Origin of the sequence: Streptosporangium sp. NPDC006930 (genome assembly GCF_040635605.1) — a bacterium.
Taxonomy (GTDB): Bacteria; Actinomycetota; Actinomycetes; order Streptosporangiales; family Streptosporangiaceae; genus Streptosporangium.
Window position 1 is genome coordinate 293,891 of sequence record NZ_JBEYID010000006.1, and the last position, 16,656, is coordinate 310,546.

15 protein-coding genes are annotated in these 16,656 nt (G+C 68.8%); 5 read left to right on the top strand and 10 right to left on the bottom strand.

Annotated elements, in window-relative coordinates; genetic code table 11:
• Positions 1 to 196: 196 nt before the first annotated feature.
• Positions 197 to 2,341 carry a cellulase family glycosylhydrolase gene (locus ABZ664_RS13745; protein ID WP_362507987.1) on the bottom strand — a complete coding sequence of 715 codons (2,145 nt, stop codon included), beginning with the start codon at positions 2,339 to 2,341 and terminating at the stop codon, positions 197 to 199.
• A complete protein-coding gene (locus tag ABZ664_RS13750) occupies positions 2,338 to 2,520 on the bottom strand; it encodes a hypothetical protein (RefSeq protein WP_362507990.1) in 183 nt (60 codons plus the stop codon). The genes ABZ664_RS13745 and ABZ664_RS13750 overlap by 4 nt, the downstream gene beginning before the upstream one ends.
• Positions 2,521 to 2,815: 295 nt before the next feature.
• On the opposite strand from ABZ664_RS13750, the gene ABZ664_RS13755 reads away from it, so the two are divergent.
• A complete protein-coding gene (locus ABZ664_RS13755) occupies positions 2,816 to 4,384 on the top strand; it encodes a glycoside hydrolase family 43 protein (protein ID WP_362508267.1) in 1,569 nt (522 codons plus the stop codon).
• Entirely contained in the window at positions 4,368 to 5,492 is a 1,125-nt protein-coding gene (locus ABZ664_RS13760) for a LacI family DNA-binding transcriptional regulator (protein WP_362507993.1), read from the top strand. Before ABZ664_RS13755 ends, ABZ664_RS13760 begins: the two co-directional genes overlap by 17 nt.
• A 37-nt stretch (positions 5,493 to 5,529) precedes the next feature.
• On the opposite strand, the gene ABZ664_RS13765 is transcribed toward ABZ664_RS13760, so the two are convergent.
• A complete protein-coding gene (locus ABZ664_RS13765) occupies positions 5,530 to 5,961 on the bottom strand; it encodes a hypothetical protein (RefSeq protein ID WP_362507996.1) in 432 nt (143 codons plus the stop codon).
• An 80-nt stretch (positions 5,962 to 6,041) separates the two neighbouring features.
• On the opposite strand from ABZ664_RS13765, the gene ABZ664_RS13770 reads away from it, so the two are divergent.
• Positions 6,042 to 6,566 (top strand): hypothetical protein, encoded by a 525-nt coding sequence (locus tag ABZ664_RS13770; RefSeq protein ID WP_362507999.1) that lies wholly within the window; start codon positions 6,042 to 6,044, stop codon positions 6,564 to 6,566.
• Between the two features lie 31 nt (positions 6,567 to 6,597).
• On the opposite strand, the gene ABZ664_RS13775 is transcribed toward ABZ664_RS13770, so the two are convergent.
• Positions 6,598 to 6,984, bottom strand: coding sequence for a hypothetical protein (locus tag ABZ664_RS13775; protein WP_362508002.1), 387 nt, complete (start codon positions 6,982 to 6,984; stop codon positions 6,598 to 6,600).
• 626 nt (positions 6,985 to 7,610) lie between these two features.
• On the opposite strand from ABZ664_RS13775, the gene ABZ664_RS13780 reads away from it, so the two are divergent.
• Entirely contained in the window at positions 7,611 to 9,035 is a 1,425-nt protein-coding gene (locus ABZ664_RS13780; RefSeq protein WP_362508005.1) for an arabinofuranosidase catalytic domain-containing protein, read from the top strand.
• Between the two features lie 152 nt (positions 9,036 to 9,187).
• Here the strand turns inward: ABZ664_RS13780 and ABZ664_RS13785 are convergent, their stop codons facing one another.
• On the bottom strand, positions 9,188 to 10,135 hold the full coding sequence (locus tag ABZ664_RS13785; RefSeq protein WP_362508009.1) for a helix-turn-helix domain-containing protein: 948 nt from the start codon (positions 10,133 to 10,135) through the stop codon (positions 9,188 to 9,190).
• 102 nt (positions 10,136 to 10,237) lie between these two features.
• Here ABZ664_RS13785 and ABZ664_RS13790 point away from each other — a divergent pair, with 102 nt between their 5' ends.
• Positions 10,238 to 11,389 (top strand): saccharopine dehydrogenase NADP-binding domain-containing protein, encoded by a 1,152-nt coding sequence (locus tag ABZ664_RS13790; protein ID WP_362508012.1) that lies wholly within the window; start codon positions 10,238 to 10,240, stop codon positions 11,387 to 11,389.
• Between the two features lie 24 nt (positions 11,390 to 11,413).
• Here ABZ664_RS13790 and ABZ664_RS13795 read toward each other — a convergent pair whose 3' ends face one another.
• The 5 genes from ABZ664_RS13795 to ABZ664_RS13815 form a co-directional block, all read right to left on the bottom strand.
• Complete coding sequence (locus ABZ664_RS13795; protein ID WP_362508015.1) at positions 11,414 to 12,475, bottom strand: VWA domain-containing protein; 1,062 nt, start codon at positions 12,473 to 12,475, stop codon at positions 11,414 to 11,416.
• 62 nt (positions 12,476 to 12,537) lie between these two features.
• Positions 12,538 to 13,488 (bottom strand): VWA domain-containing protein, encoded by a 951-nt coding sequence (locus ABZ664_RS13800; protein WP_362508018.1) that lies wholly within the window; start codon positions 13,486 to 13,488, stop codon positions 12,538 to 12,540.
• Positions 13,489 to 13,663: 175 nt separating this feature from the next.
• Entirely contained in the window at positions 13,664 to 14,728 is a 1,065-nt protein-coding gene (locus ABZ664_RS13805) for a DUF58 domain-containing protein (RefSeq protein WP_362508021.1), read from the bottom strand.
• A 6-nt stretch (positions 14,729 to 14,734) separates the two neighbouring features.
• Positions 14,735 to 15,724 carry a MoxR family ATPase gene (locus ABZ664_RS13810; RefSeq protein WP_362508024.1) on the bottom strand — a complete coding sequence of 330 codons (990 nt, stop codon included), beginning with the start codon at positions 15,722 to 15,724 and terminating at the stop codon, positions 14,735 to 14,737.
• A gap of 80 nt (positions 15,725 to 15,804) precedes the next feature.
• On the bottom strand, positions 15,805 to 16,623 hold the full coding sequence (locus tag ABZ664_RS13815) for a trypsin-like peptidase domain-containing protein (RefSeq protein WP_362508027.1): 819 nt from the start codon (positions 16,621 to 16,623) through the stop codon (positions 15,805 to 15,807).
• Positions 16,624 to 16,656 lie beyond the last annotated feature (33 nt).

Here is a 16,656-nt window from a genome sequence, read left to right on the forward strand (position 1 = left end):
CCTCGACTATTGAATCCGGGGTATCGCGGTCGGTCACGTCCCGGTGCGGCCGCCACTTCGAGAGATCACCGCAGGTCGGTCGCGATGACAGATCAGGTCTCGATGCTCTGAGATTGCTACAGGTACCGGTACCTGTAGCAATCTCAGGTCGAAAATGGATACCGGTACCTGTTCTACCGCTGTTGAGGGACCGCTGTCAGGTGGTGGCGCCGGTTACGGTGCTTCCGGACTTGGTGATGTAGTACGTGAGCTGCTTTCCACTCCAGAAGTGGAAGGTCAGGGTGATGCGGCCGTCGTTGACCTCGGCGAAGAACTCGGGCTTCAAGATGATGCTGTTCGCGTTGTAGTCGGGCTGGAAGCTCTGCCAGAACTCCTTGTAGGTGGTCCAGTTGGCCGGGCCGGCGGGGCTGCCGTCGGCGTACTTGGCCTCCATCGTGGCGAGCTGGTCTCCGCGGAACTGGGTGGGAATGGTGAACGAGCCGGTCGTGCCGCTGGCGGCGGACTGGGTCGGTGTGTCGGAGCTGATGATGCTGATCGACCACGGCACTCCCTGGGAGAACCGGGCCTCGATGGTGGAGTTCACGCCGTAGGCGCGGTTTCCGGCCAGCCGGGTGAGGGCCGAGGCGGTGAGGGTGAGCGTGTTGCCGGAAACGGTGTAGTCGGTGCCCTGGGCGAGGTTGGTGCCGCCCTGCCGCAGGCCCTGGAACGTGGTGCCGTTGGGGTTGAGCGTGAGTGTCCGGCTGGTGATCGTGCCGGTCCGTGGCAGGTACACCTGATCGGAGGAGGCCGTCCCCGAGCGTGTGGTCCAGCTCGCCTTGAACATGTCGTAGACGCCTTGGTCGCGCCACTTCAGTTCGTCGCGGTTCAGGAACTGGCCCGCGTCCCAGACCATGGTGGTGAGGTTCCGGATCCGGGCGTGATATCCGACCGCCTCCAGGTACTTCAGGAACTCGCCCCGCTCGATGATGCCGGGCCGGGTGTGATCCCAGCTGAGGAGTGCCCACTCTCCGATGATCACGGGGATTCCGCGGGAGACGAATGTGGTCCGTACCCGGTCGAAGGAACCGACGAGGTCCTGTTCGACATTGCTGTCATATCGGGTGCCACCCGCGATGTTGACGCTGAACGGCCACCAGCCGTAGAAGTGGACCGTCGCGGCCAGGTTGGGATCACGCAGCGCGGTGATGGTGGCGTTCAACGCGTCCAGCCGAGCCTGCTCGCCGCTGGTGTGCAGGGTGGGCAGCACGAGAAGCCGGGTGGCGTTGCCTCCGCCCGACTGCCGCACGAGGTGGACGAACTCCGTGTTGAAAGTGTTCGTCACCTGGTCGCTCTGGTCGTCTCCGGACGTGCCCGCGAACTGCGGCTCGTTGATGCTCTCGAACACCAGCTTCGGCGAGTGGTTGCGGAAGGTGCCGGAGATCTGCCGCCACAGGGCCTTGTAGCGATTCATCACGGTTGTGGAGTCGGCCGGGTAGCCGTTGATCCACTGCCATGAGTCGTGGTGGAGGTTGATCATCACGTAGAGGTCCTCGGCCAGGGACCAGTCGACGATCTGGCGGACGCGGTTCAGCCAGGCGGTGTCGATGGTGTAGTCCGGTGCGGGGCCGTGGTGGTTGCTCCAGGTGATCGGCAACCGGATGCTCTTGTACCCCTGGGACCGTACGTGCCGGAGCAGGGTCTGGGTCGTCAGCGGATTGCCCCAGGCGGTCTCGTCGGGAATCGCGTCGAGAGTGTTGCCCAGGTTCCAGCCGGGTTGCATCGCGGCCACGGTCGCCATCGCGTTCCCCGGCTGCGGGGTCGGCGAGGGGGAAGGGCTCGGCGAAGGCGAAGGCGAAGGCGACGGCGAAGGCGAAGGCGACGGCGAAGGCGAAGGCGACGTGGACGGGGACGTGGACGGACTGGGAGACGGTCCGACGTTTCCCGAGCATGTGACGCCGTTGAGGGTGAACGTGGCGGGCGCGGTGTTGCTGCCCGACCATGAACCGTTGAAGCCGAAGGAGACCGAGGCGTTGGTCGCCACGGTCCCGTTGTAGCTCATGTTCGCGGCGGTTGTCTGCGCCCCGGACGAGGTGGTCGTCGCGTTCCATGCCTGGGTGATCTGCTGTCCCGATGGGAACGTCCAGGCGAGCCGCCAGGTGTTGACCGGGTCGCCGAGGTTGGTGACGTTCACGTTGGCGGTGAACCCGCCCTGCCATTGGGACGAGACCGTGTACTCCACGCGGCATCCGGCAGCGGCCTGGGCGTTGAAAGCCGTCATCGTGCTCACTGTGAGCAACGCGATCACGGTGGCGAGGGCCGCGCCGATCCGTGAGCGGGCTCTTCGTAACCTGTGCGGTTTCACGGTTGTCCTCCTTCGGGCGCGTCAACCTTTGACGGCGCCGATCGGCACTCCTTCGATGAAGTGGCGTTGGACGAACGGGTGGGCGGCGCGACGCTGAGGACGACGACAGCCGTCTTGATCGCCTCGGTGGGCGGCGCGGTGGTGTCGGCGGAAGCGCCGGAGTTCAAGGTGGCCACCATGCGAGCTCCATCCGATTGGAGAGAAACTTTCTGGCGGTTTGAGCGAAAACATTAAATAAGGAGGTGGAGTGGTGCTGTCTATCCCCGGGCGACATGCTCGATGAGAAGGCCCAGGTTGGACGCGGCCGGCCCTGCACTGATCTGGAGGACAAAAGAGCAGGCCAAGAGCCTCATAGGCTCCGCCGTGGTGGTCGCCCGCAGCGACGAGGGGCGAGGAACGAAGAAAATTTTCTGGCTGTGATGCGCTGAATGTTTCAGACTGGTGATCATCCGATGAAGGAGCTGGCGAGTGAACATGCGGAAACCTGCGGTGGACCTCTGGACCGACGGCACGTTCGTCAACCCGGTGATCTCCGGCATGCACCCGGACCCGAGCATCTGCAGGGTCGGCGACGACTACTTCCTGGCCTGTTCCAGCTTCGAGTACTTCCCCGGCGTACCGATCCTGCACAGCCGGGATCTGGTGCACTGGGTACAGATCGGCAACGCCCTGGACCGGCCGAGTCAGTTGTTCCTGCCGCCCGACACCCCGTCGTCGGGCGGTATCTACGCGCCGACGTTACGGCACCACGATGGCCGCTTCTGGTTGATCACCACCAACGTCGGTCCTGACGGCGGTGCCATGTTGTTCTCCAGCATCGACCCCGCGGGACCGTGGTCGGATCCGGTCCACGTGCCCGGGGTCGGTATCGATCCCGATCTCGCCTGGGATGAGGAGGGCCGGTGCTGGTGCACTTTCGCCGGGATCCAGCAGGTACGCATCGACCCGGAGACCGGGCACCATCTCGGCCCGCTGCGACCGCTGTGGTCCGGCACGCCCGGTGCCCAGGCTCCCGAGGCTCCGCACCTGTACCGCATCGGAGAGCACTGGTACCTGCTGATCGCGGAAGGCGGGACGGAGCGGGGCCACGCCGTGGCGATCGCGCGTGGGCCCGCTCCCGACGGGCCCTTCGAACCGTGCCCCGCCAACCCCATCCTCACCCACCGGGGCACTGCGCTTCCCATCCAGAACACCGGGCACGCCGACCTGGTCCAGGCCCCTGACGGGTCGTGGTGGATGGTGCTTCTGGGCGTACGCCCGCGCGGAGGGACGCCGGGTTGGCACGTGCTCGGCCGGGAGACCTTCCTGGTTCCGGTGACATGGGCCGACGGATGGCCCGTGGTCGGTGAGGTCGCGCCCCTCATGGCGGCGCCGCCCTGGCCGCCGCACCCCGTCGTCGTGCCGCAGAGGGACGACTTCGACGAGGAGGTCCTGGACCCTCGTTGGATGTCGGTACGTTCGCGGCCGGTCGGCGATTGCTCGACGACGGAACGACCTGGATGGCTCACCCTGCATGCCCGCGACGTCTCGCTCGACGGTCCGGGCGTCACGTTCGTCGGCCGACGTCAGGAGCATCTGTCCTGCCGCTCGCGCGTTCTGATCGACCCCGCCGAGGGACGCGGCGGGCTCGCGGTCCGCCTCGACGAGCGCCATCACTACGAGATCGAAGCCGAGGACGGAGAAACGCGGGTCATCGCGCGGATCGGCCCGCTTCGCACCGTCGCGGCCGTCCGTCACACGTCCCCTGGGCCGGTCCGGCTTCGAATCGACATCATCGCCACCCGGCAGGAGGAGCAGCATCCCCGGAAAGAACCCGATAAGCTCCGTTTCGGGATAGAAGACACAGACGGCGGGTTCGACGTGCTGGCCGAACTCGACGGCAGATACCTGTCGACGGAGGTCGCCGGTGGCTTCACCGGGCGCGTGATAGGTCTCTACGCCGCGGCGGGCACCGTCCGGTTCGACTGGTTCGACCACGAGTCGCTCGACGAGGACGCACGGCGCCGTTCAAGCGAAACCCGACGGGTTGTCCTTGCGCCGTGACCAGGCCCGCGACGGCTCACCGGGCGAGAACGAAACAGCGAAGAAGGGGGCCACGTTGTCGTACGCCGAGGCGGGCGGCCCGGTCGCAGACAGAGAGCACCCCGCAGGCGACCCCACGCGTCCCGTGACCATTTCCTACATCGCGGAGACCGCCGGAGTGTCCGTTCCGACGGTCTCCAAGGTCATCAATGGCCGTGCCGGTGTCTCCGCTGACACCCGTGCCCGAGTAGAGGCGCTGATCAGCGAGTACGGCTATCGGAAGAGTAACCGTAAGAACATGATGGAGCTCGTCTTCGGCGAGCTTGAGGACATGTGGGGCCTGGAGATCATCCGAGGAGTCGAGCGGGTGGCCCGTGAGCAGCGAGTAGGTGTCGTGCTGACGGAGTTCGGCCCTCGCCAGGATTCCACGGAACATCCGATCGACGAGACCCTGGCCCGCCGCCCGGCATGCGTCGTGACGGTGGCCCAGCTGTCGGAGGAACAGCGGAACCAATTGCGGGCCAAGGACATTCCGTTCGTGGTCTTCGACCCCACCACCGAACTACCGGACGGTGTCCCCTTCGTCGGAGCGACCAACTGGGCCGGCGGACGGTCGGCCACCCGGCATCTCATCGAACTGGGCCACCGGCGCATCGCGATGATCGCAGGCCCGGACCGTGTCCTGTGCTGCCGCGCCAGGCTCGACGGCTACCGCTCCGCCCTGGAGACGGCGGGCCTGTCGATGGACGACAGCCTCGTCGTACGTGCCGAACTCACGAGAGAGGACGGCCGTGAGGCGGCGATCAGACTGTTGGGAGGCAGGGAGCGGCCGACGGCGGTCTTCGCCTGCAACGACCTTCAGGCGCTCGGGGTGTACCAGGCTGCTCGCGAGCTGGAATTGCGGATTCCCGGAGACCTGAGCGTGGTCGGCTTCGACGATCTGCCGGTCGCCGCATTCGTCGACCCTCCGCTGACCACCGTCCACCAGCCACTGACCGAGATGGCCGTTACGGCCACCGAGTTGGCGCTCGCTCTTGGCCGCGGCGAGGAAACGCAGCAGGTCGGCCTCGAACTGGCAACCACGCTGACGATCCGGGAGAGCACCGCCCCGCCGCACCACGATGACTGACCGGTCGGTAGAGGAGACCGTTCGCTCAGGTACGCCTTCAGAACGTGATGAATCCATACAACGCGAGATGGTTCGACTTCGTGCCGCCCACCGTGTGGCCGATGCTCGACGGTTGCACGGCACCCTTGACGAACAGGTAGTCGATCTTTCTGGAGCCGGAGGTCGCCTTCGTGCCGTAACCGGTCATGCCGAAGCCGCCGAGCGTCGTCGGGGCGATGCCCGTGCGATTGGCGTCGATCCCGATCACGCGGATGGTCGACGCGTTCATCAGGTTCGTGGCGTCCGCGCCGATATGGATGCCGGATTTCGCGATGCCCGCGGAGCCCGCGCCCGCGCAGGCGTTCGCCCCGTTCTGTTCCGGGAGGTGCATGGTCGCGGCGAACACCGGTGTTCCCGTCGCCTTGATCGATGATCGAATGGCATTGCCGCAGACTACCGATTCTCCCGGCGCTGACAAGGCGAACGCCACAGATAACGGACGATGGTCTCGTCCCGTGTTAACTCCTCCCGGAACGATCTCTCAGGGCGTCGCGACGGTACGGTGTGCCGATGGGGGACATCTACGAACTCGTGCTGTCGGTGAACATTCGTGCTGACGTGACCGACGACGAGCTCGCCGAACTGCGGTGGCACATGGGGCAGGGGCCACGACCTGAGCGGCTGCCGATCGGCTCTGACCGATATGTGGAAACCTGTCCACTCGGTGATCCCGACGACCCCGATTGCGAGTGGGAAGACGCGGATGTGGAGCCCGTGTTCGCGCAGCGAGGCGCTGCCTGGCGGGTAGGGGGTGCGCTCGTCGCCGAGTTGGTCGCGCGAGAGCGATCGGACGGCTGGGCGCTGACGGTACGCCAAGAACTCCATCCCGACGACTTCTACCGGCTCAGGACACTGCTGGACTGGCTCGGCCGGTGCTCGGTCGGCGCACCTGCCGACGGTGTCGAATCCTTCGTCGGCTACCTGCGCTTCCACGAGAGCATCGAGATCGCGCCACTCGTTCTCGTGGACGGGCGGATTCGCATGCCGGAGGACATCGAATCGCATACTCCGCACTGGGAGGACGCCACGCTGTGACCGTGATTCGCCGGAAGGCCGAGAGCCGCGGCTACTGACCCCGGAGCGCGGTCACGAGGAAGGGGATCAGGTACCGGGGCGGTTCGCCCAGGAGCACGGCCAGCTCGTTCTCGGTGACGCTGAGGGTGAATGCCGAGCCTCGTTGGCCAGGGTTCCATCCCTGTTCGACGGCCCGCCGGATGCATCCGGTGACGAGGGCGGGGCGGACCGCGATCGTCCGTTCTCCGAGCCAGTTGTCCGGCCGGGCGCAAGGAAGCGACACCGCGAGAACACACCCCGGCTCCTCGGCCCGCTCAACGGTGACGGTGAGGGGACTCCAACCGTTGCCCTGGTGGTAGGTGGGCTTGTGCCGGACGCGCCAGCGGAAGGCGGTGCCGTCGACGCTGATGAGCCGTGAGCCCTTTCCGGGCATCGCCACGGGCGCCTCCAGTTGTTTTGCGCATGATAACGTTCCTCCGAAAACAGCGTACTCGTCGGTCCGTTAATTTGCCGTGGATAATGCACCTGACGAGTGTTGGGGTTACCTCGTTCCGGATGTCACGATCGGCTCGGCGGGTCGCGTCCGTACGGAAAAACGCCGATGCCGAACCTGTTGAAGTCGTTCGTGAGATCCTTGTCGGGTCCTGCGGCGTCCGCGGTGCACCGCGAGTGCATGCGGAGTTGACGCCGGAGTCGGGAGTCTGACATCGCGCCGCTGGTGAGCGGGCCGCTGGGGACCTCGCGGGCGATGGCTCACCGCCTGGCGGGCGCGACGGATGAAAGTTTCACGATGTCTCATCGTGATGGTGAGAGTTTGCCGCGGCAAGAGTCCAGGTAATGCGCCGAGTGCGCTCGGATGTCCGAGAAATTCGGCCCACCCTATTGACGCGAGGATCTCCGTCGAATGTACTCCACAGTATCTTCAGCCGCGAATCGCTGTCAGACGGGCCATTTATGTTAGCGCTAACATCGCGACCTGGCCTGTCGTCCCGGCGCCGTCCGATCGCGATTTCTTCATCGAGAGAAGAAGGCATGATGTTTTTCGGGACCCTGAGAAGGTCGCTCGTGATCGGTGCGAGCGTGCTGATCGCCATGACGTGGCCAGTCGGCGCCGGTACGGCCGAGGCCGCGGCGGCACAGTCATGCGACATCTACGCCGCGGGCGGCACGCCGTGTGTGGCGGCGCACAGCACGACCCGTGCGCTGTACGGCGAGTACAACGGCCCGTTGTACCAGGTCAGGCGCGCCTCGGACAACGCCACCCGCGACATCGGCGTGCTGAGCGCGGGCGGATACGCCAACGCGGCCGCGCAGGACTCGTTCTGCTCCGGCACGACCTGCCTCATCACCATCATCTACGACCAGTCCGGCCGCAATAACCGGCTCACCCAGGCGCCGCCCGGCTTCTGGCCCGGCCCCGGCCCCGGCGGATGGGACAACCTCGCGAACGCGACCGCGGCGCCGATCACCATCAACGGGAACAAGGCATACGGTGTCCGCGTGGAGCCCGGCACCGGCTACCGCAACAACAACACCAACGGGGTCGCGACCGGTGACCAGCCCGAGGGCATCTACGCCGTCGTCGACGGCACGCACTACAACCAGTGGTGCTGCTTCGACTACGGCAACGCGCAGACGGACGGCCAGGCCGACGCCCGCGGCATCATGGAGACCGTCTACTTCGGCGCCAACAAACAGTGGGGGTACGGGGCCGGAGCCGGTCCCTGGATCATGGCCGACATGGAGTGGGGACTCTTCTCCGGGGTGAACGCGGGCTACAACAACCTCCCGTCGATCAACCACCGCTTCGTCACGGCCATCGTCAAGGGCGAGCCGAACCACTGGGCGATCCGGGGTGGGAACGCGCAGTCGGGCGGTCTGACGACCTACTTCGACGGACCGCGTCCCAGCGGCTACCACCCGATGAAGAAGGAGGGCGCCATCCTGCTCGGTATCGGCGGCGACAACAGCGTCTCCGCCCGCGGCACCTTCTTCGAGGGCGTGTTGACCTCCGGTTATCCGACGGCCGCCACCGAGAACGCCGTACAGGCCAACATCACCGCCGCCGGTTACGCGCCTGCGGGCGGCGGTAACCCGCAGCAGAACGTCCAGATCGTCGGCGGTCAGTCCAACCGTTGCATCGACGTGCCGAACTCCAGCACCGTCAACGGCACCCAGGCGCAGATCTGGGACTGCGGGGGCGGCACCAACCAGCGGTTCACCTACACCGCGGGCAAGCAGTTGCAGGTGTATGGCAACAAGTGCCTGGACGCCTACGGGCAGGGCACCGCGAACGGTACCCAGGTGGCCATCTGGGACTGCAACGGTCAGGCCAACCAGCAGTGGAACGTCAACGCCAACGGCACCGTCACCGGCGTGCAGTCCGGCCTGTGTCTCGACGCGAACGCCGCAGCCACAGCGAACGGCACGAAGATCATCCTCTGGTCCTGCAACGGCCAGGCCAACCAGCGATGGACCCTGCGCAGCTGACGCCGACCAGCCGGTTCGGCGCATGAGGGCGATCGGGTGAAGCGCCTCGGGCGGAGGTCCGGACACCTGGGAGGGCTACGGCTCCCCGGGACGGGCCTTCGCCCGCTGTCGTGAATACGCGGCCGGGACGGTTTCGAGGTCGGTGAGTGGTCTCACGGTCGGAATGTGCGGCGGTAGGTGTCCGGCGGTACGCCGATCGTGCGGTGGAAGTGGCGGCGCAGGGTCGTCGCCGTGCCCATGCCCGCGGCCGAGGCGATGGCCTCGACGCTGTCGTCCGTGCTCTCCAGCAGTTCCTGCGCGCGGCGGATCCGCTGAGTCAACAGCCACTGCAGCGGGGTGGTGCCGGCCACCGAGCGGAAGTGGCGGGTCAGGTGGCGCGAGCTCATGTTCGCCTGGCGGGCCAGGTCCTCAACGGTGAGAGGCTGGTCCAGTCGTCGCATCGCCCAGGTGAGCAGCTCGGCCAGGGGGTGGCCGTCCTGGGCGGGCACCGGTGTGGTGACGAACTGGGCCTGGCCGCCGGCCCGGTGGGGCGGTACGACCAGGCGGCGGGCGACCACGTTGGCGATCGCGGAGCCGTGGTCGCGGCGCACCAGGTGCAGGCACAGGTCCATCGCCGCGGCCTTGCCCGCGGATGTGAACACGCTGCCGTTGTCGACGTAGAGCACGTCCGGGTCGACCTCCACCCGGGGGTAGCGTGCGGCCAGTTCCTCGGTGTGAGCCCAGTGCGTGGTCGCGCGCAGCCCGTCCAGCAGGCCGGCGGCGGCGAGCACGAACGCGCCCGTGCACAGGGAGACCACCCGCGCGCCCGACGCGTGAGCCGCGCGCACCGCCTCGACCAGGTCGGCCGGCGGGTCCTCGTCGACGTCCACCAGGGCGGGGACGATCACGGTTTCGGCGTGCGCCAGCCGGTCGAGCCCGCAGTCCGGCTCCAGCAGGAACCGGCCGACCCGGACGGCGTGCGTGCCGCACACCCTGACGTCGTACCAGGGGCCGGGCAGTGCGGCCGGGGCGGAGCCGAAGACCTCGTAGGCGAGGGCCAGCTCGAAGTGCAGCATCCCGTCTGTGGCGGCGACCGCGACGGAACGCGGGACAGGGCTCATGTCGGGAATTGTACGAGTCATGTCATTCCAGACACTGGCCCCGATGGGGCAACGGGGACAGGATTTCGGCGGTGGATCACTTCGAGTACGCGGGGAGCAAGCATGGGATCGGGTCGGAACGTGGCGGTGTTCGGCGCCTACGGGCACACCGGGCGGTTCGTGGTCGCGGAGTTGCGGGAGCGCGGATACGTCCCGCTGCTCCTCGGCCGTGATCAGGACAAGCTGGCGGCGCTGGTGGAGGCCCACCCCGGACTTGAGAAGCGGCAGACGTCGGTCGAGGATCCGGCCTCGCTCGACCGCGCGCTGAAAGGCGCGGTCGCCGTGATCAACTGCGCCGGGCCCTTCGCCGCGACCGCCGCCCCGCTCATCGAGGCGGCATTGCGCGCCGGCATTCCGTATGTCGACGTGGCCGCCGAGATCGAGGCGAACGTCGACACGTTCGCGCGCTTCGCGGAGCGCGCCCGCGCCGCGGGCACCCTGGTGGTCCCGGCGATGGCCTTCTTCGGCGGGCTCGGCGACCTCCTGGTCACCGCCGCGATGGGCGACTGGACGGCGGCGGACGAGGCGCACATCGCCTACGGCCTGAGCAGCTGGCACCCCACCGGCGGAACGCTCGCCTCGGGCGTGGTCTCGGGGCAGCGGCGAGGTGGTCGCCGTGTTCGCTTCACCGGTGGACGGCTGGAGTATCACGACGACGCCCTGCCGATCCTGGAGTGGCCCTTCCCTGCTCCGCTCGGCCCCCAGAGCGTGATCGGAGAGTTCACCATGGCCGACGTCGTCACCGTTCCCAGCCACCTGGCCGTCCCGGAGGTGCGCACCTACATGACCGCCAAGGCGGCCTCGGACCTGTCCGCTCCCGACGCCCCGGCTCCGACCGCCGTCGACGAGCGTGGCCGTTCCGCGCAGACCTTCGTCGTCGACGTCCTCGTCCGCTCCGGCGGCACGGAACGCCGGGTGACCGCCGCCGGTCAGGACATCTACGCCATCAGTGCGCCGCTCGCGGTGGAGGCCGTCGACCGCATCCTCAGCGGCCGGACCAGGGGTGTCGGCAGCGCCGGGACCAGCGGAGGTACCGGAGTCATCGGCGGCGCCGAGAGTTCCGGCGGTGCCAAGGGCAGAGGGAGCACCGGCGGCGCCGGGAGCGCTGGGAGTGCCGGCGTCGCCTCCGCGGGCGCGGTCTTCGATGCCCCGGACTTCCTCCGCGCCCTGTCCCCGCACCTCTCGCTGTACGCCCCGCTCGACGGTCGTCGCTGAGGTTTCGCGCGGACGCAGGTACGGTCAGCGGGCCGGAGGCCGGGGGCGGTTCCACCAGAGGGAGAGGGCGAGGGCCGCGGCGACGAGGAGGCCACCGCCGGTGGCGAAGGCGGCGGCGGTGTCGACCTGTTGGCGGATGACGGTGAAGGTGCCGGGTAGGGCGTCGAGGGCGTTTTGGAGCTGGTCGGCGTTCTCGGCGCGGTGGTAGGAGCCGCCGGTGGTCTGGGCCATCTGTTTGAGCGCGGGCTCGTCGATGGTGCGGGGGTTGCGGCCCCTGTCGAATCCGCCACGGCCGCCTCCCCCGCCACCGCCCCAGCCGCCGAAGCCGCGGCCGTCGAACTGTGAGTTCTCGCAGACCATCGGGGCCGGGTCCGTGGTGCCGAAACCGATGGTGAAGACGCGGACGCGGCGCAGGGCCGCCTCCTGGGCGGCGACCTGCGGGTCGACGCCCTGGATGTTGGCGCCGTCGGTGAGTACGACGATCGCGGCACCGGCGTAGCCCGACCCGCTGTCGCCGGGGTCCGCCCCGGTGGGGGCGACCGACGGGTCGACCTCCGCGATCGCGTCGATCGAGGTGAGCACGGCCTGCCCGATCGCGGTGCCACGGGACACGGTGAGGCCGTCCAGCGCCTCGATCAGCGAGTCGGTGTCGTCGGTGGGCGGGACGAGCAGGCCCGCGGTGCCCGCGAAGGTGACCAGGCCGATGCGCGGCCCGCCCCGCTGTGACTCGATGAACTCGGCGGCGGCCTTCCTCGCGGCGGTGATGCGGTTGGGATCGACGTCCGTCGAGCACATCGAGCCGGAGGTGTCGAGCGCGAGCAGGATCGTCGCCGAGGTCTGCGGCACCGGGACCGACGCCTGCGGTCGCGCGGCCCCGACCGCGAGCAGCGCGAGCCCGACTGCGAACAGCGCCGTAGGGATCTTCCGCGTCCAGAGCGTACGACCGGGCAGGGCGCCGCGTACGAGCGCGATGGAGGTGACGCGCACGGCGGCCCGCCGACGGCGGCGGCGCGCCCACTCGCGGACGGCGAAGATCAGCGGGATGACGAGGAGGGAGAGCAGCGCCCATGGCCACGAGAACGACATCAGATCACCCCGTCGGATCCGGAGTACGGTGAGCGCCGCGTCCGCGGCCATGGGAACGGCACTCAGATCACCCGCCCGGTTCGGAGTACGGTGAGCGCCGCGCCCGCGGTGAGCAGGGCGAGGGCGAGTCCGATCAGCCCGCCGGCGAGCGGCAGAGGCTCGTCGGAGACGGTGACCCGCAGGTCGATCGTGTCGGCGATCCCGTCGAGTCGCGCGGTGTCGGAGGCCGGGTGGTAGGCGCCACCGGTGGTCTGCGCGATCAAGGTGAGGGTGTCCTCCTCAAGCGAGGTCTGCAGACGGTAGCCGTCGACCTTCACCGTCGCCCCGGCCGTGGTGCCGACCCCGACGGTGTGGATGTGGACGCCCGCCCGCTGGGCCACCGCGGCGGCCTGTTCGACGTCCCCGCCCCCGTTCTGGCCGTCGGAGAACATCACGACCGTCGCGGACGGCCAGTAGCCGATGTCGGGCGCGGGGCCGTCGCGGCCGACGGCCACCTGCTTGCCGGTGATCGCCGACAGGGAGGCCGTGATGGCCGCCCCCAGCGAAGTGCCACCGACGATCTTCAGCCGGTCGATGGCCTTGAGCGCGACGGAGTGGTCGGCGTCGGGCCGCGCGGTGGTGAGCGCACCGCGTTCGAACGCGACGACTCCGATGTCGACGCTGTCGGGCTGCGCCGCCACGAACGCGCGGGCCGCCCGCTGCGCGGCCGCGAGCCGGGTGGGCGCGACGTCGTCGGCCCCCATGCTGTTGGAGACGTCGATGGCGAGGATGACGGTGCCCGCGGTCCGCGGGACCGGCACCATCGCCGCAGGTCCGGCCGCGGCGACCGCGAGTATCCCGACGCCGGCGATCACCAGGCCGACACCGAGGTACGCCTGGCGGCCGCCGGGCACCGCGACTCCGGCGGCGGTGAGGGCGGTCGTTCTGCGGCGTGCCGAGACGACGGCCGCCCAGGCGAGCGCCGCCGTGAGGAGCAGTCCGACGGCGAGCAGCAGCGGGAAGGACAGCGTCACGAGGCCTCCTTCGCCGGCCTCGGGTATCCGTTGACGACCTCGTGGTTCCGGGTTCGATCGACGGTGCCGAGGTGTTCGGTCGTGGTGGCTTGGTTCCGGGTTCGGGTGATGAGTTCGGCATGCTCGGTCGTAGTGGTTCGGTTCCGGGACCGATCGATGGTTCCGACATGCTCGGTCATGGCGACCGGTCCCTGGTCCGGGCGACGACTTCGACGAGTGCCTCGCCCAGGTCGCGGTCGGTGTCGATGCGGTGGACGGGCACCCCCGCCCGGCGCATGCCCGCCTTGAGCCGGGCGTCGCGGGCGTCGACGGCGGCGCGGAGGCGGACCCGTAGCAGCGGGTCGGCGGAGTCGACGACGAGTTGCTCACCGGTCTCGGCGTCCTCGACCACGATCAGCCCGGCCTCGGGCAGTACGTCGTCGGCCGCGTCCACGATCCGCAGGGCGACCACCTCGTGCCGCCGGGCCAGGCGCTGGAGCGAGCGTTCCCAGTCGCCGTCGCCGATGAAGTCGGACAGTACGACGATGAGTGCGCGGCGGCGCGCGAGCCGCCCGGCCGCGTCGAGCATCTCCGCCAGGTCGGTGGTGGTGCCGGAGTGCGTCTTGGAAGCGCGTTTCGGCTCGGCGTCGGCGCGTACCTTGAAGGCGCGTTTCAGCGTGGCGCCGACGCCGGTCTTGGCAGTATGTTCCGGTTCACCGCCGACGCCGGTCTCGGGAGTACGTTCCGGTTCACCGCCGACGCGCGTCCTGAAGGTGCGTTTCGGTTCTGCGCCGTCGCGCGCCCCGGAGGTGCGTTCCAGTTCGGCGCCGATCCGCAGCGCGTGCCGCCGGGAGGTGCCGGGTGGCACGACGCGCGGCATCCCGGTGTCGAAGAGCAGGGCGCCGACGCGGTTGCCGCCCCGGCCGAACAGCCGGGCGAGGACGAGCGCGAGTTCGGCGAGTACGTCGTGCTTGCCGCGTCCCGGCCGGCCGGCCGTCATCGACGCCGACCGGTCGAGGACGAGCCACACCGTCAGCTCACGGTCCTCGGTGAACACTCGCAGGTGCGGATCGTCCAGCCGTGCGGTCACGTTCCAGTCGATGTGCCGGGCGTCGTCGCCTTCGCTGTAGGCGCGTAGCCCGGTGAAGTCGATTCCCGAGCCGCGGTGCGCGGTGCGGTGGGCGCCCTGGAGCCGGCCGTCGAGCCTGCGGACGACCTTCCACTCCAGGCGGAGCAGGAGTTTTTCGGGGGCGGTGGCCATGGCGGTTCAGCGGTTCTGCAGGACGACGTCGGGCGTACGAACGGCCCCGAGCACCGCGGTGATGATCGCGTCGGTGTCGACGTCGTCGGCGAGGGCCTCGTAGGACAGTACGAGGCGGTGGCGCAGCACGTCGAGCGCGATCTCGGACAGGTCGTGCGGCAGCACGTAGTCGCGGCCACGCAGGAACGCCAGAGCCCGGGCGCCCGTGACGAGCGCGATGGACGCCCGCGGGCTCGCGCCGTGGGTGACGTACCGTTCCAGCTCGCCGAGCCCGGCCATCGCGGGGGAACGGGTCACGGAGACGAGCCGTACCGCGTAGTCGACGATCGCCAGGTCGACGTACACCTGCTGGGCGCGGGCCCGCATCGCGATCAGGTCCTCGGCCGTCACCGTCGGCTGCGGCGGCTCGGGCGGGCGCAGCGCCCGTTCGACGATCGCCCGCTCCTCGACCTGTGTCGGATAGTCGACGACCACCTTCATCATGAAACGGTCGACCTGCGCCTCGGGCAGCGGGTAGGTGCCCTCCGACTCGATCGGGTTCTCCGTCGCCATGACCAGGAACGGCTCGGGCACCCGGAACGTCTCGCGGCCGATCGTCACCTGGTGCTCCTGCATCACCTCCAGCAGGGCGCTCTGCACCTTGGCGGGGGCGCGGTTGATCTCGTCGGCGAGCAGCAGGTTCGCGAACACCGGGCCGAGCTCGGTTTTGAACTCCCCGGAGTGCTGGTGGTAGACCCGCGTGCCCACGAGGTCGGCCGGTACCAGGTCGGGGGTGAACTGGACGCGCTGGAAACTGCCGGCGATCGCGGCGGCCATCGACCTCACCGCGAGCGTCTTGGCCAGGCCGGGTACGCCCTCGACGAGCAGGTGGCCACCGGCGATCAACGCGACGGCCATGCGTTCCAGCAGGACATCCTGCCCGACGATCGTGCGTTTGACCTCGAACAGCACCTGTTCGAGCGGATGGGCCGACTGGGAGAACCTGGTCGAGGTCATCGTGTTCCTTCCGGCGTGGAGACCCCCGCCTTGAGGTGTGGGGAGGAAGTCAAATGGCGTCCCTTCTCGTGACGCCGCGGTCAGATCTGGGGTCCGTCACCCGGCGGCCCGTCGCCTTCGCCGCCGCCCAGGGCCGCACCGATCGGCACCGCGAACGCGATGCCGGCGAACGCCTCGTCGTTTCCCGGGTCGGCGATCGAGACGACGACCCCGATGACCAGGCCGCGGGCGTCCAGGAGGGGGCCGCCGGAACTGCCGGGGTTCACGGAGGCGTCGAACTGGATGAGCCCGTTCGGGCCGCCGTCATTGGCGGTCCGGTTCAGGCCGGACACGACGCCGGTGGAGACGCTGTAGGTGAGGCCCAGCGGATTGCCGATCGCGACGACGGGCGCGCCCACGGCCGCGGTGCCGCCGAGCGTCGCCGGGACGACGATCTCGGGCAGCTTCTCGGGTTTTAGGGTCGCGACGTCGAGCTTGGGGTTCGACGACGCGACGACGGCCTTCGTCCTGGTGCCGTCGGCGAACGTCACGGTGACCTTCCCGGCGTCTTTGCCGGAACCGCCTTTGTCGGAGGTGCCTTTGACGACGTGGTGCGCCGTCAGGATCGTCCCGTCCTCGGCGGCGATCACTCCGGTTCCGAGCGACTTCTCGGCCTGGATGACCACCACCGACGGCCCGACCCTCTTGAAGACGTCGTTCACCGTGAGCGTCGCGCTGGGCGTCGGTGTCGCGCTCGGCCCGGACGCGGCCTCCTCGCCGTTCCCGCCGCTGCTTCCCAGCCAGTACGCGAGCAGCGCCACGACGACGAGCGTGACACCTCCGACGACGAACCGCCCGGTCCTTCCGGCCACGGTTTTTTGAGCCCTGGCCGCGTCGGTCTCCTGCGGCATGGGCTCCATCTACCCATACTCATTAATCTCAGTCGAAAGTGC

Excerpts from the sequence above, each read along its gene's own strand:
- ABZ664_RS13755 (WP_362508267.1), top strand. The coding sequence starts at position 2,816 with ATGCGGAAACCTGCGGTGGACCTCTGGACCGACGGCACGTTCGTCAAC.
- ABZ664_RS13795 (WP_362508015.1), bottom strand. The coding sequence starts at position 12,475 with ATGTCGTTCTCGTGGCCATGGGCGCTGCTCTCCCTCCTCGTCATCCCG.
- ABZ664_RS13750 (WP_362507990.1), bottom strand. The coding sequence starts at position 2,520 with ATGGTGGCCACCTTGAACTCCGGCGCTTCCGCCGACACCACCGCGCCG.
- ABZ664_RS13785 (WP_362508009.1), bottom strand. The coding sequence starts at position 10,135 with ATGAGCCCTGTCCCGCGTTCCGTCGCGGTCGCCGCCACAGACGGGATG.
- ABZ664_RS13815 (WP_362508027.1), bottom strand. The coding sequence starts at position 16,623 with ATGGAGCCCATGCCGCAGGAGACCGACGCGGCCAGGGCTCAAAAAACC.
- ABZ664_RS13810 (WP_362508024.1), bottom strand. The coding sequence starts at position 15,724 with ATGACCTCGACCAGGTTCTCCCAGTCGGCCCATCCGCTCGAACAGGTG.
- ABZ664_RS13770 (WP_362507999.1), top strand. The coding sequence starts at position 6,042 with ATGGGGGACATCTACGAACTCGTGCTGTCGGTGAACATTCGTGCTGAC.
- ABZ664_RS13790 (WP_362508012.1), top strand. The coding sequence starts at position 10,238 with ATGGGATCGGGTCGGAACGTGGCGGTGTTCGGCGCCTACGGGCACACC.
- ABZ664_RS13805 (WP_362508021.1), bottom strand. The coding sequence starts at position 14,728 with ATGGCCACCGCCCCCGAAAAACTCCTGCTCCGCCTGGAGTGGAAGGTC.